At 60.6% G+C, this 13,854-nt stretch carries 15 protein-coding genes; 7 read left to right on the top strand and 8 right to left on the bottom strand.

What is annotated here, in order from left to right:
- Positions 1 to 175: 175 nt before the first annotated feature.
- The 7 genes from T424_RS0106460 (at position 176) to trmD (ending at position 6,386) form a co-directional block, all read left to right on the top strand.
- Positions 176 to 685 carry an invasion associated locus B family protein gene (locus T424_RS0106460; RefSeq protein WP_027487009.1) on the top strand — a complete coding sequence of 170 codons (510 nt, stop codon included), beginning with the start codon at positions 176 to 178 and terminating at the stop codon, positions 683 to 685.
- Between the two features lie 264 nt (positions 686 to 949).
- Positions 950 to 2,173 carry a 23S rRNA (adenine(2503)-C(2))-methyltransferase RlmN gene (gene rlmN, locus T424_RS0106455; RefSeq protein WP_027487008.1) on the top strand — a complete coding sequence of 408 codons (1,224 nt, stop codon included), beginning with the start codon at positions 950 to 952 and terminating at the stop codon, positions 2,171 to 2,173.
- A gap of 297 nt (positions 2,174 to 2,470) precedes the next feature.
- Positions 2,471 to 4,027: a signal recognition particle protein gene (ffh, locus tag T424_RS0106450; RefSeq protein WP_027487007.1), complete on the top strand. Its 1,557-nt coding sequence runs from the start codon at positions 2,471 to 2,473 to the stop codon at positions 4,025 to 4,027.
- 12 nt (positions 4,028 to 4,039) lie between these two features.
- Complete coding sequence (locus T424_RS0106445; protein WP_027487006.1) at positions 4,040 to 4,360, top strand: chorismate mutase; 321 nt, start codon at positions 4,040 to 4,042, stop codon at positions 4,358 to 4,360.
- Between the two features lie 65 nt (positions 4,361 to 4,425).
- A complete protein-coding gene (gene rpsP, locus T424_RS0106440) occupies positions 4,426 to 4,782 on the top strand; it encodes a 30S ribosomal protein S16 (RefSeq protein WP_027487005.1) in 357 nt (118 codons plus the stop codon).
- A 354-nt stretch (positions 4,783 to 5,136) separates the two neighbouring features.
- On the top strand, positions 5,137 to 5,694 hold the full coding sequence (gene rimM / locus T424_RS0106430; RefSeq protein ID WP_027487004.1) for a ribosome maturation factor RimM: 558 nt from the start codon (positions 5,137 to 5,139) through the stop codon (positions 5,692 to 5,694).
- Positions 5,695 to 5,696: 2 nt separating this feature from the next.
- Positions 5,697 to 6,386 (top strand): tRNA (guanosine(37)-N1)-methyltransferase TrmD, encoded by a 690-nt coding sequence (trmD, locus tag T424_RS0106425; protein WP_027487003.1) that lies wholly within the window; start codon positions 5,697 to 5,699, stop codon positions 6,384 to 6,386.
- Here trmD and T424_RS0106420 read toward each other — a convergent pair.
- From T424_RS0106420 to T424_RS0106385, 8 genes are all read right to left on the bottom strand, one after another.
- Positions 6,368 to 7,114 (bottom strand): sulfite exporter TauE/SafE family protein, encoded by a 747-nt coding sequence (locus T424_RS0106420; protein WP_027487002.1) that lies wholly within the window; start codon positions 7,112 to 7,114, stop codon positions 6,368 to 6,370. The two genes, trmD and T424_RS0106420, sit on opposite strands and share 19 nt — an antisense overlap.
- A gap of 58 nt (positions 7,115 to 7,172) precedes the next feature.
- A complete protein-coding gene (locus tag T424_RS0106415; RefSeq protein ID WP_027487001.1) occupies positions 7,173 to 7,748 on the bottom strand; it encodes a DUF2585 domain-containing protein in 576 nt (191 codons plus the stop codon).
- Positions 7,745 to 8,404, bottom strand: coding sequence for a septation protein A (locus T424_RS0106410; protein ID WP_027487000.1), 660 nt, complete (start codon positions 8,402 to 8,404; stop codon positions 7,745 to 7,747). Before T424_RS0106410 ends, T424_RS0106415 begins: the two co-directional genes overlap by 4 nt.
- 61 nt (positions 8,405 to 8,465) lie before the next feature.
- Complete coding sequence (ftsY, locus tag T424_RS0106405) at positions 8,466 to 9,773, bottom strand: signal recognition particle-docking protein FtsY (RefSeq protein ID WP_027486999.1); 1,308 nt, start codon at positions 9,771 to 9,773, stop codon at positions 8,466 to 8,468.
- 74 nt (positions 9,774 to 9,847) lie between these two features.
- The gene (gene mtaB, locus T424_RS0106400) at positions 9,848 to 11,119 is read right to left on the bottom strand and encodes a tRNA (N(6)-L-threonylcarbamoyladenosine(37)-C(2))-methylthiotransferase MtaB (protein WP_027486998.1); all 1,272 of its coding nucleotides are present in this window, start codon (positions 11,117 to 11,119) and stop codon (positions 9,848 to 9,850) included.
- Positions 11,116 to 12,027 carry a diaminopimelate epimerase gene (gene dapF, locus T424_RS0106395; RefSeq protein ID WP_027486997.1) on the bottom strand — a complete coding sequence of 304 codons (912 nt, stop codon included), beginning with the start codon at positions 12,025 to 12,027 and terminating at the stop codon, positions 11,116 to 11,118. The genes mtaB and dapF overlap by 4 nt, the downstream gene beginning before the upstream one ends.
- 63 nt (positions 12,028 to 12,090) lie before the next feature.
- Entirely contained in the window at positions 12,091 to 12,732 is a 642-nt protein-coding gene (locus tag T424_RS0106390) for a LysE family translocator (RefSeq protein WP_027486996.1), read from the bottom strand.
- Between the two features lie 64 nt (positions 12,733 to 12,796).
- The gene (locus T424_RS0106385; RefSeq protein ID WP_027486995.1) at positions 12,797 to 13,651 is read right to left on the bottom strand and encodes an SDR family NAD(P)-dependent oxidoreductase; all 855 of its coding nucleotides are present in this window, start codon (positions 13,649 to 13,651) and stop codon (positions 12,797 to 12,799) included.
- Between the last annotated feature and the right edge of the window lie 203 nt (positions 13,652 to 13,854).

Here is a 13,854-nt window from a genome sequence, read left to right as displayed (position 1 = left end):
ACGGGAAGCATATCTTCAGGGTTTGGTAACCAAAATTAAGTCAAATTGAATGCAATTCAGATGCACCGTCAAAATGTCGGCATCCGGCCTTGCGATGGTGAAGACAAGGACGGGGGCGTCGGTCGCGCCATCCGGGCCGGTCGTGGTGTTGGATCAAGATTAGCGGCAGGAAAAAATGTTTGTAAAAAGAATCGCAACCGCATGCGCAATGATGCTGGCCACCGTCAGCGTGGCGACGGCGCAGTCGCCCAGCCCGACCCGCATCGAGCAGTTCAAGGCCTGGGGCGCCTATTCCTACAAATCCGGAGCCAATACGGTCTGCTACGTGCTGTCCGTGCCCACCAGCAAGGAGCCGCCGTCGGTCAATCATGGCGATGTTTTCTTCATCGTTTCCCAGCGCCCCGGCCAGAATATCTCCTATGAGCCGCAGGTCATGGTGGGCTATCCGCTGAAGGCCGGCTCGAAGGTTACGGTGAAAATCGACGCCAAGAGCTTCTCGATGTTCGTCAAGGACAGCGCCGCCTGGGTTGAAAACGCCGCCGAGGAGCCGCAGCTCGTGCAGGCGATGAAGACCGGCAAGACGCTGACCGTGCAGGCTGTTTCCGGCCGCGGCACCCAGACCAATTACGCCTATTCGCTGCAAGGCATTTCCGATGCGCTGAAGCGCATCGAAAAGTGCAAGTAAGCTCGATTGCCTTTGCCTGAAGCGTGTCCGGCCCGGATGCGCTTTGGGCTCTTTGCGTGAGCGCTGTTTTTGAGCGCCTGCGGCCTTTTTGCATTTTCTGATGACGGCGCGGCATTTTGATGCTAAAGGCCCGCCCAACTTGTGCCGTGATCCGATTGGTTTGCGGAGCGTTTCTTCTTTGAAAGATCGTATCGGACCGTGTCTCGCAGATGCCCTTGCGTCTTGAGGCCCTGTGTCCTTTGGTTCTGGCGAGGCTAGGCTGTCATGGAAATTGTCATTGATCGCGCCAAAAGCGCCCGTCCGCCGCTTGCCGCGCACAGCGAAAAGCCGACCCTGATCGGCGCGACCCGTGAAGAAATGGGCGATATGCTGCGTGGCATTGGCGTTGCCGACAAGCAGGTGAAAATGCGCGTGGCCCAGATCTGGAACTGGATCTATGTGCGCGGTGTCTCCGATTTCGACCAGATGACCAATGTCGCCAAGGATATGCGGGAAAAGCTGAAGGCGGCTTTCACCATCCAGCGGCCGGAAATCGTTGAGGAGCAGGTGTCCAATGACGGCACCCGCAAATGGCTGCTGCGCTATCCTTCGCGCGGGGCTGGCCGTCCGGTCGAGGTGGAATGCGTTTATATTCCCGAAGAAGGACGTGGCACGCTGTGCATTTCCAGCCAGGTTGGCTGCACGCTGACCTGTTCCTTCTGTCACACCGGCACGCAGAAGCTGGTGCGCAATCTCACGGCGGAAGAAATTCTCTCGCAATTGCTGCTGGCCCGTGATCGCCTCGGCGATTTTCCCGATCGCGATCAGCCGATCGGCGCCATGGTGCCTGCGGAAGGCCGCAAGATTACCAATATCGTCATGATGGGCATGGGCGAGCCGCTTTATAACTTCGAAAACGTCAAGAAGGCGCTGCTGATTGCCTCCGATGGTGACGGACTGTCGCTCTCCAAGCGCCGCATCACGTTGTCCACCTCCGGCGTGGTGCCGGAAATCTATCGCACGGGCGATGAGATCGGCGTGATGCTGGCCATCTCGCTTCATGCCGTGCGCGACGAATTGCGCGACATGCTGGTGCCGGTGAACAAGAAATATCCCCTGAAAGACCTGCTGGATGCCTGCCGGGCCTATCCGGGTCTGTCCAATGCGCGCCGCATTACCTTCGAATATGTGATGCTGAAGGGTGTGAATGACAGTCTTGAGGATGCCAAGCTGCTGGTGCAGCTTTTGAAGGGCATTCCCGCCAAGATTAATCTCATCCCCTTCAACCCCTGGCCCGGCACCAATTACCAGTGTTCCGACTGGGACCAGATCGCCAGATTTGCCGATTTCATCAATGCCGCAGGCTATGCCTCGCCGATCCGCACGCCGCGCGGGCGCGACATTCTTGCCGCCTGCGGTCAGCTCAAGTCGGAATCCGAGCGGATGCGCAAGACCGAACGGCTGGCTTTCGAGGCCATGATGATCGTCGGTCATGGCGAGGACGACTGAGCAAAATGCCAAAAGCCCCGGATTGCCTTGACTCTCCGGGCCAAATGCGCTTAAAGCACCGCAATTCTGCGACAGGACTGACGTCTTGAGCCGCCGACCGGGACCCGAACTGGTGTAAACAGATCCCGGAGGTCAACACCCGACAGCGCGATGCGCCCTCGGGTGCTTTTTGGCTTTGCGTCTTGTTTTTGCCGCTGAAAGACACGAGATTTCAGGCCAGGGCATTTCCAGGAAAAGGGCATAGCGCTTTTCCCTCCGGAAACGCTTAAATCCCGGAAATCGATGAAGGAAGATGCGATGTTTGAAAACCTCCAGGACCGCCTTGGCTCCATTCTGAATGGACTGACCGGCCGTGGCTCGCTTTCCGAGGCGGATGTCTCGGCGGCGCTGCGCGAGGTTCGCCGTGCGCTGCTGGAAGCGGACGTGGCGCTGGAAGTGGTGCGTTCCTTCACCGATCGTGTGCGCGAAAAGGCGGTTGGCGCGGAAGTTCTCAAATCCATCAAGCCCGGCCAGATGGTCGTGAAGATCGTTCATGACGAACTGGTGGAGATGCTGGGCGCCGAAGGCGTGGCCATCGACCTCCATGCGCCTGCTCCGGTTGTCATCATGATGGTCGGCCTTCAGGGTTCGGGCAAGACCACCACCACCGGCAAGATCGCCAAGCGGCTGACCGATCGCGAGCGCAAGAAGGTGCTGATGGCGTCGCTCGACACGCGCCGTCCCGCCGCGCAGGAGCAGCTGCGCCAGCTTGGCGTGCAGACCGGTATCGACACGCTGCCGATCATCGCGGGCCAGTCACCCACCGATATTGCCGGGCGGGCCGTGCAGGCGGCAAAGCTTGGCGGCCATGATGTCGTCATTCTCGACACGGCGGGCCGTACCCATATCGACGAGCCGTTGATGGTCGAGATGGCCGACATCCGCAAGAAGGCCAATCCGCATGAAATCCTGCTGGTTGCCGATGCGCTGACCGGTCAGGACGCTGTCAACCTCGCCCGCAATTTCGATGAGCGTGTCGGCATTACCGGCCTCGTTCTTACCCGCATGGACGGCGATGGTCGTGGCGGCGCGGCGCTGTCCATGCGCGCCGTGACCGGCAAGCCGATCAAGCTGATCGGTGTCGGCGAAAAAATGACGGAGCTGGATGAGTTTCATCCGCGCCGTATCGCCGACCGCATCCTCGGCATGGGCGATATTGTCTCGCTGGTCGAAAAGGCCGCCGAAACCATCGATGCCGAAAAGGCAAAGGCCATGGCCGAGAAGATGGCCAAGGGCAAGTTCGACCTGGACGATCTGGCCGAACAGTTGAAGCAGATGCAGAAAATGGGCGGCATGGGCGGCATCATGAACCTCATGCCCGGCATGGCTGGCATGAAGGACAAGATGGCGTCCGCCGGTCTCGATGACCGCATGTTCAAGCGCCAGCTCGCCATCATTTCCTCTATGACCCGGACCGAGCGGTCCAATCCCGATATTCTCAAGCATTCCCGCAAGAAGCGCATCGCGGCGGGCTCCGGCACGGATGCCGCGGAAATCAACAAGCTTTTGAAAATGCATCGCCAGATGGCCGACATGATGAAAATGATGGGCGGCAAGAAGGGCGGCGGCATGATGAAGCAATTGATGGGCGGCCTTGCCGGCAAGATGGGACTGGGCGGCATGGGCGGTATGCCGGACCTTTCCTCCATGGACCCCAAGCAACTGGAAGCGCTGGCCAAGCAGGCGGAAGCCGCAGGCATCAAGCCGCCTCCGGGCCTTGGCATGGGTGGCGGGCTTCCCGGTCTCGGCGGGGCAAAGCTGCCCGGCCTTGGCGGAGGCTTTCCCGGTCTTCCCGGCCTGCCCAAGAAGAAGTGAGGTTCCCAGACCATGATCGATCCCGCCATCAAACAGGAACTCGCCGGCTACCGCCAGTCGATCGACAATATCGACGCGGCGCTGGTGCACATTCTGGCCGAACGCTTCCGCTGTACCAAGGCGGTGGGCGTGCTGAAGGCCCTGCACCACCTGCCGCCCGCCGATCCGGCGCGTGAGGAATATCAGATAACCCGTCTCCGGCAGCTCGCCAAGGACGCCAATCTGGACCCGGATTTCGCCGAGAAGTTCCTGAACTTCATCATCAAGGAAGTCATCCGGCATCATGAAGCCATCGCCGCCGAACATGGCGGCAAGACTGAACAGACCGCCTGACGGCGGCCTCAACAACACCCCGGAACGGCCTGACCGTCCGGAATAACACACCGAAGGAGTAACCCATGTCCCTGAAGATTCGTCTCGCCCGTGGCGGTTCCAAGAAGCGTCCCTACTACCAGATCGTCGTTGCCGACGCCCGCTCGCCGCGTGACGGCCGTTTCCTCGAGAAGGTCGGTTCCTGGAACCCGATGCTCGGCAAGGACAGCGACAAGCGCGTCGTTCTCGATGTGGAACTGATCAAGTCCTGGCTGGCCAAGGGCGCACAGCCGACCGACCGCGTTCTGCGCTTCCTCGCTGAAGCCGGCCTGAGCGAGCGCGCTGCTCGCAGCAACCCGGAAAAGGCAAAGCCCGGCAAGAAGGCGCAGGAGCGCGCTGCCGAGAAGGCTCAGAAGGCTGCGGAAGCCGCCGCTGCTGAATAATCTGCAAGAGCGTTTTCCGAAAAAAGGGGATCCAGTCTCCCGGCCGGAATACGCATCGAATACGACTGCCGGTCTTTCCGTGCTTCAAGAAGCGCGGAAAGATCGCGGCAGGCGCAAACCGTTTTACGGCTGCGCCTGCAAAATTTTATGGCGGCTGCCGAGGGCAAGCCGCTCCAGTTTCTTCGGCGATGGCGCGCTTTTTTGTTTTCCGCATTCCCGGACAGAGCAGCAGCTTCCACTTTTTCTGACGATGCAGGGATTTTCTATTTTCCGCATTTCCAGAGGGAAAACCGGTTTCCACTTTTCCTGCAAATGCTTTAGAACGGCGCCAGGTTCTTAATTCGCTGGAAGACCATGACCAAGCTCGAAAATCCCGTTCTGATGGCCGTGATCGGCGCTGCACAAGGCCTGCGCGGCGAGGTACGGGTGAAATCCTTCACCGCCGATCCCCTGGCGCTTGGCGATTATGGCCATTTGCACGCCAATGACGGCCGCAGCTTCGAAGTGCTGGAGGTGCGTGAGGGGAAAAATGTCGTGATCGTGCGGTTTCGCGGCGTGAACGATCGCAATGCCGCCGAGGCGTTGAACGGGCTGGAGCTTTTCATCGAGCGCGGCGCCCTGCCGGATGAGGAACTGGAGGAGGATGAATTCTTCTATGCCGATCTCGAAGGCCTGGATGTGGTGGATGGCGAGGGCAAAAGCTATGGTTCCGTCAGTGCCATATTCGATTTCGGCGCTGGCGATCTTCTGGAAGTGAAGGGGCCGGGCAAGCGTCCCGTTCTCATTCCGTTTTCTGAAACTGCCGTGCTGGAAATCGATCTCGAGGGCGGCTTCATTCTCATCGATCCGCTGGCCGCGGGCCTGAAGGACGATGAAAACGGCAAACCTTTTCAGCCCAGGCCGAATTCCTGACCATGACATTCAAGGCGACCATTCTGACCCTCTACCCGGACATGTTTCCGGGCCATCTTGGCCATTCGCTGGCGGGGAGAGCGCTTGAGCGCGGCCAGTGGGCCATCGAGACTGTCCAGATACGCGATTTTGCCGCTGATAAACATCGCAGCGTCGATGATACACCGGCAGGTGGCGGGGCGGGCATGGTGCTGAAGCCCGACGTTCTGGCGCGTGCCATCGATTCGGTTGCCGATGATGTCCGGCCTCGCCTGTTGATGAGCCCGCGTGGCAGACCTTTGACGCAGGCGCGTGTCAGGGAACTTGCCGCAGGCGAAGGCGTCGTCGTGGTCTGCGGCCGTTTCGAAGGCGTGGACCAGCGGGTGATCGAGGCGCGGGCGCTCGAAGAGGTTTCCATCGGCGATTACATTCTCTCCGGTGGCGAGCCTGCCGCGTTGACGCTGCTGGATGCGGTTGTGCGCATTCTGCCCGGTGTGATGGGCAATGATCTTTCCGGCCTGCATGAAAGTTTTGAGGGCGGTTTGCTGGAGCATCCGCATTATACGCGCCCGCAGCTTTTCGAGGGCCGCGAAATTCCGGCCATTCTGACCTCCGGAAACCACGCCGCCATCGAGGCATGGCGCGAGCAACAGGCCCTAGCCTTGACGCGCGAGCGCCGCCCCGACCTGCTTCCTCAGCCGGTCAAAAAGTAATACGCCGTCAGTGCCGCACCAACCGCAATCACCACAAGCCGCATGGCGGTTTGTGGTACGCGCCGGGCCATCCACACGCCTGCATAGCCGCCGAGCGCCACGGCTGGCAGCATGATGGCGGCTTGCGTCCAGGCGATGATGCCGCCGCCCACGAAGATGATGATGGCAATCGCGGCGATGACGATGGCCAGAAGGTTCTTCAGCGCATTGAGGTGATGGTAGCTTCCGCCCGCCGCCAGACCCAGGACCGCCAGCATCATGATGCCCATGCCCGCGCCGAAAAAGCCGCCATAAAGCGCGGTGAAGAATTGGCCCGCAATACCCTTGGGCGTGATGACCGGCTGCTCCGACCCGACTTTCGGCTTGAGCAGGGGGCCGAGTGCAAACAGCGTGGTGGCGCCCGCCAAAAGCCACGGCACCAGAGCCCGAAAAGAGGGATTATCAAGGGCGAGAAGTGTCAGTGCCCCCATGGCGCCGCCCATTATGGAAACCACCACCAGCGCCACGGCACTTTTCCATGAACGGCGGATCTCCTGCCAATAGGCGAGCGTTGACGTGATATAGCCGGGAAACTGTACGATGGACGAGGTGGCATTGGCGGAAATGGGCGGCAGGCCTGCCAGCGTCAACGCGCCGAAGGTCAAGAAGGTGCCGCCGCCAGCCACCGCATTGATGGCGCCTGATAGAAATCCCGCCACCAATAGCAGGGCGATCATGCTGATACTCATCCATTCCTCCGATGCGCCTCAGGTGTGCCGCGCAGGGCTCCCGAAATCGCCTTCATGGTCATCCGCCAGCCTGCCAGTTCCTCACCGCCTCCACGGGCCAGACCAGCATCAGCACGTTTAGCGTCAGGTTGTCGCGGATGAGATAGCCGGTCAATAATTCGAAACATAGCGCAATCGCGATCGTCAGCCAGACCGGCGCGCGGGCGGCAAACAGAAAACCTGCGGCCATGAAAACGGTATCCATGCCGGAATTGAGAATGCTGTCGCCCTCATAACCAACGGCCATGGTGGTGGCGCGGTAACGATCGATAATGACGGGAGAGTTTTCCAGAAGTTCCCAGAAAGCCTCGATGAAGACGGCAAGCGCCATTCGTGGAGCGAGTGGTTTTTTGCGCAGGAAAACCCATCCGAGGGCGAAGAACAGAAATCCGTGGATGATGTGGGAGGGCGTGTACCAATCGGCGATATGCTGGGAGTTTCCGGCACTGTTCACGACGGGTTCGAAGAGTTTGACGCTGCCGCAGGTGCAGAGCCACACCCGCCCCATCATCGCTTCGCCGACGATTTGCACCAGTAGCAACAGCGCGGCGACGCTGAGCCAGAAACGGGTGCCGGTCCGGGCTTGCGTGCTCATGGCCGCTTGTCGTTTTCGGTTGTCCTCTCGTCCGGCAGGGAATGTTTCATGACCAGCGGCATTTGCGCCAGCGTGAAGAGAATGGTGATGGGCATGGTGCCCCAAACCTTGAAATTCACCCAGACGGCATCGGAAAAATTGCGCCAGACCACTTCGTTCAGCACGGCGAGAAACAGGAAGAATATGCCCCAGCGCAGGGTGAGCTTGCGCCAGCCCTCGTCATCGAGCTGAAACGCGGCGTTGAAGACATAACCGAGCAGTGATTTGCCGAAGAACAGGCCGCCCAGCAGCACGGTGCCGAACAATGTGTTGACGATGGTTGGCTTCATCTTGATGAAGGTATCGTCATGCAGCCAGAGGGACAACGAGCCGAACACCAGCACCACGACGCCGGACACAAAGGGCATGAGCGGCAAATGCTTGAAAACGATGCGGGAAATGACCAGCGCGACAATGGTGGCGACCATGAACAGTGCTGTTGCAATCAGCAGCGGGCTGCCGATGCTGGAAAGCACGGGGAAAGTCCGCGCCAGCCATTCACCGCGCAGATTGCCGAAGAAGAAGACGAGCAGCGGTCCAAGCTCAAGCGCCAGCTTCAGCAGGGGGTGATGCTGTTCGGCGCTATTGGGTGATGGGGCTTGATGTTGCGTGTTCATGCCATTCTTCTTCTTCTGGTGTTTCCAGGACATGCAGAAATTCCGCCCGGTTTTCGCTGCGCTACCCACCGATGCCGGCAATGGCGCGGGCGAAATCCTCTGCCTCGAAGGGTTCGAGATCGTCTACCCCTTCACCGACGCCGATGAAATAGACCGGCAGCCTGTGCTTGGCGGCAATGGCCACGAGAATACCGCCGCGCGCCGTGCCATCCAGTTTGGTCATCACCAGGCCGTTGACGCCTGCGACATTGCGGAAAATCTCCACCTGCTGCATGGCGTTCTGGCCCGTGGTGGCATCCAGCGTCTGCAACACGGTGTGCGGCGCTTCCGGGTCGAGCTTGCCGAGGACGCGCACGATCTTCTCAAGCTCCGCCATCAGCTCGGTCTTGTTCTGCAACCGGCCTGCGGTGTCGATAATCAGCACATCGGATTTCTCGGCCTTTGCCTTTTCGAAGGCGTCATAGGCAAGGCCTGCGGCATCGGCCCCAAGCCTGGTGCCGATAAAGGTGGAGCCGGTGCGGTCGGCCCAGATCTTCAACTGCTCGATGGCCGCGGCGCGGAAGGTATCGCCTGCCGCCAGCATGACCTTGAGACCTGCGCCGGAGAGCTTTGCCGCGAGCTTGCCGATGGTCGTGGTCTTTCCCGTGCCATTGACGCCGACCACCAGAATGACATGCGGCTTGTGATTGAGATCGAGCGCCAGCGGCTTTGCGACAGGCAGCAGAACACGGGTGATTTCCCCCGCCATGATGCGAGTGACATCTTCTCCCGTCACATCCTTGCCATAGCGCTCGGAAGACAAGGCGCCGGTCACGCGCATGGCGGTTTCCACGCCAAGATCGGCGCGGATCAGCAGGTCTTCCAGCTCTTCCAGCGTTTCCTCATCCAGCTTGCGCTTGGTGAAAAGCGCGGCAATCTGGCCGGAAAGCTGCGAGGAGGTGCGCAACAGCCCGGCCTTGAGGCGCTGGAACCAGCTGAGCTTCGGGCCGGGGACTGTCTCTTCCTCCACTGGCGCCAAGGGGGCGGTCGTGGCGAAACCCTTGGGCAGGGCAGGCGCCTCTGTGGCCTCTTCCTCGGCCTCAGCCTCCAGAAGCGCCAGCGGCACCATGCCAAGATCCTGCGCCGTCGGCTCGTCGGCATCGTCCTGTTGCGGGGCGATGTCATCGACGGGGCCGCCTGCTGTCTCCATTTCCTCCGCCAGAACCGGATCTTGCGCAAGCGGAAGGTCTTCCACGCGCTCATGCGGTTCGCTTTCGGCGGCGATTGCCGCCTGTTCTTCCGGCGTCAGAGCGGTTTCTGGCGGCTTGGCCTCATCGGCTGGCTTGTCCTTGCCGAAGGTGAAGACTTTCTTGATGAAACCGAGCGCCATGCTTTTTCTTCTCTTGCTTCTGTTTTCGGCATGTGGGTTGGCGTCCAATCGGGGCCACTCAGACGCCACATGCTTCAGGCGGCGTGAACTGCCGGTTCAAAGGTCAGGTGCCTGCCATTGTGACCGGCAATCTCAACCTCGACAAGCGTGCCGGGGTGAAAACCGGGGGCGGCAACCAGCGTAAAGTCTTCCGTATGGGCCATTTCATTGCGCTCCACCAGCAGCTTTTGCCGTGTGCCGATCAATCCGTCGAGATGGGTGGCGTGAAGGCGTTCGGCCACGGCGCGTAGCCTTGCGGCACGGGCCTTGATGGTGGTCCGGTCCAGTTGCGGCATTCGCGCGGCCGGGGTGCCGGGGCGTGGGCTATAGGGAAAGACATGCAGATGGGCAATGCCGATTGCTTCTGCAAGCCGTGCCGAATTTTCGGCCATCTCCTCGGTTTCCGTCGGGAAGCCGGCGATCATGTCGGCACCGAAGCTGATTTCGGGCCGCAGCCGCTTTACCTGCGCGGCAAAGGCCAGCGCATCCGCATGGGAATGGCGGCGCTTCATCCGCTTGAGGATCATGTCGTCGCCATGCTGAAGCGACACATGCAGATGCGGCATGAAGCGCGGCTCCCCGCCGATGAGGTCGAAGAGGTGATGATCGGCCTCGATGCTGTCGATGGAGGATAGTCTGAGACGCAAGATTTCGGGCACCTGCTTCAACAGCGTCTTGGCCAGCAGGCCGAGGGTGGGCTGGCCCGGCAGGTCGGCGCCGTAGCTGGTGGCGTCCACGCCCGTCAGCACCACTTCGCGGTAGCCGTTTTCGACCAGCCGCCGGGCCTGCTCCACCACTGCCCCCATGGGCACGGAACGGGAATTGCCACGCCCGTAAGGAATGATGCAGAAGGTGCAGCGATGGTCGCAGCCGTTCTGTACCTGAAGAAAGCCGCGCACATGGCCGTCGATGTGGGAGACCATTTGCGGCGCGCTTTCCGTCACGCTCATGATGTCGTTGACGGCGATCTTCTCTTCCGCCGAAACGCCGAAATCCGGCAGGGCGCGATAATGCTCTGCCTTCAGCTTTTCCTCATTGCCCAGCACGGCATCCACTTCCGGCATGGCGGCAAAGCTTGCGGCATCGGTCTGGGCGGCGCAGCCGGTAACGATGATGCGGGCTTCAGGGTTTTCCCGCCGGGCACGGCGAATGGCCTGCCGCGCCTGCCGCACCGCTTCACCCGTCACGGCGCAGGTATTGACGAGGATGGCGCGGTTGAGACCGGCCTTTGCGGCTTCGGCCTTCATCACTTCCGATTCATAGGTGTTGAGACGACAGCCGAAGGTGATGACGTCGATGGCGCTCACGGCAGGACGGCTCCGCTTTCCGCTTCCACGATCCGCGCCCAGGTGCCGGTGACGGGGTCGAGATGGCCCGCCCACTCCCATTCGGCGGGGCCGGTCATCACCACCTTGTTGTCACGCTCGCGCCACTCGATGGTCAACGCGCCGCGATTGGGGCTGGACGCGACAGTGATCTTCACCTTGCGGCCGGTCCGGCCGGTGCGCGCGCCCGATACGGCTGCCGCGCAGGCGGCAGAGCCGCAGGCCAGCGTCAGCCCCGCGCCACGCTCCCAGGTGCGGGTGGTCATGGAACCTTCGGATGTGACATGCGCCAGCGTGATATTGGCCTTTTGCGGAAACAGCGGATGGTTTTCCAGCAGCGGACCGAAGCGTTCGAGATCGAACTCCATCGGGTCGCGGTCCACCCAGAACACGGCGTGGGGATTGCCCATGGACATGACGGAGGGCGAATGCAGGAGCGGCTGGTCGATCGGGCCGATCTGCAACTCGATGCGGCTCGTGTCGTGAAACTCTTCCGAAAGCGGAATGCGGTTCCATTCGAAGACCGGCTCACCCATATCGACGGAAATCGTGCCGTCCTCATGTTCAAGAGCACTCAGAATACCTGCCAGCGTCTGGAAGGTGAAAGCCTTGCGGCCGGTTTCGCTGGAAAGCGCCTGCACCACGCAGCGCGTGCCGTTGCCGCAGGCCTGCGCCAATGTGCCATCGCAATTGATGATGTCTATATAGGCATCCGTTGCCGAATGCTTCGGATCATGGATCGCCATGATCTGGTCGAAATGCGTGGCAGGATCGGCGGCCAGCGCAATGGCGGCCTCAGGCGTGACGCGGTCGGTGCGGCCACGCATATCGACGACGAGGATCTTGTTGCCAAGTCCGTTCATCTTCGCAAAATCGACCAATGCACCCATGACGCTTACCCTATCCTTGTCATAGCGGGTATATGGCGGAACTTTGCGGTAATTACCAGTGTGTCAGCGTGACTGCGTCATGAGGATCTTGACGGCAAAGATCGAAAACACGCCGGCAAAGGTCAGATCGATGCCGCGCAGCACCTTGGGATTGGCCTGTAGCCAGGCCGAAAGCCTGTCTGCCGCGAGAACGATGGCAATTGTCACCGGCAGCGATACCACCATGAACCAGAAGCCGAGGAAGATCAGCTTGCCCGTGACATGCGGATCGCCCGCGCTGACGAATTGCGGCAGGAAGGTCATGAAGAAGATGATGACCTTTGGATTGAGAAGATTGACCCAGATGCCGTTCAGGAAGGCGGATTTTACGCTGCCCTTCTCGCCGCTTTCCGCCTTGGCCACGAATTTCGAACCTTTTCGCACGGCCTGAAAGGCAAGCCAGGCGAGATAGGCGGCGCCGCCGCTTTTCAGCACCATGAAGGCGGCAGGCGAGGCAACGATCAGGGCGGAGACGCCGAAGGCGACCAGCAGCGTATGCACGGAAATGCCGATATTGGTGCCGAGCAGAACGGCCAGACCCGCCATGCGCCCATCGCGCAGCGCCCGGCTGATGGAAAGCGTCATGTCCGGGCCCGGCGTTGCCGCCAGCAGGAAGGAGGCGGCGGAAAAGGCGAGAAGCGTAGGCAGGTTGGGCAGGAATTCCATGACATGACCTCGGGTGGAAAGCCGGTGGGTTGTCCTACCGGCTTTCACGGGTCTTGCCAATGGCTCAAGCCGTCAGATGGGCCTTGAAGGCGTCCGCATGGTCGGGATGCCAGCGCGAAAGCGGCGGACGGTTTTCGATGATGTCACCCGCCGCCCAGGCAATGCGTTTTTCATCCGTGGCCCGGTCCACGTCGTTATCGGGGCAAAGAATGTAGAAATCGCCGCGTTCCAGGCTTTGCAGCATGAAATCCACTGTCTGTTCCGGCGTCCAGGCGGCTTGCGGCTTTTCGCTGCGGCCATTGGCGGTCAGGCCGGTAAAGACGAAGCCGGGAATGAGCAGATGTGCCGAGACATTGCATTCGGCGGTGTTGCGCAATTCATGTTGCAGCGCCTCGGTGAAGACCTTCACACCAGCCTTGGCCACATTATAGGCCGGATCGCCGGGCGGGGTGGTAATGCCCTGCTTGGAGCCGGTATTGATGATGATGGCAGGATCCTTGTGCGCGATCATGTCGGGACCGAAAACGCGCGTACCGTTGATGACGCCCATGAGATTGACGGCAAGCACATTGTCCCAGGCAACCTGCGGAGCGAAAATGCTGCTGCCCGGCTGGATACCGGCATTGTTCATCAAAAGATGCACGCGGCCGAAGCGCTGCATGACCGTGCGCTCCAGCGCCTCGATCTCGTCCAGCTTGCTGACATCGGTTTCGATGGCCATCATGTCGCTATCGGGATTTTCACAAAGGGCGGCCACCGCGCTTGCGGCTTTTGCCAGCCTGTCGCCGCCAAGATCGGCCAGAACCACGCACATGCCGCGGCCCGCGAAAGCCTTTGCGGCGGCAAGCCCGATGCCTGAGGCCGCCCCTGTGATGACGGCAACCTTGCCCTTGGCGATCACGGAATGAAAGTCAGCCATGTCGTCTTCCTTCTGCTGTGGAGTGGGTGATGCATCGCCCGCATGGATGCGCAGGCATGGAAAGCCATGTTGGCGATATGGAGCGGGATCCTTTCATGTCAAATCGTAACATTGCGTGATGACTGCGGAACGATCATGACAAGAGGAAGGCAACCGATAAAAAGACGCGGCCGGGAGCCTTGCAAGGCAGGCCATATTGGCTA

Origin of the sequence: Allorhizobium undicola ORS 992 = ATCC 700741 (genome assembly GCF_000621665.1) — a bacterium.
GTDB lineage: Bacteria > Pseudomonadota > Alphaproteobacteria > Rhizobiales > Rhizobiaceae > Allorhizobium > Allorhizobium undicola.
Note: the sequence above shows the minus strand (reverse complement) of the source record. Positions and strands in the feature narration are given on the sequence as shown.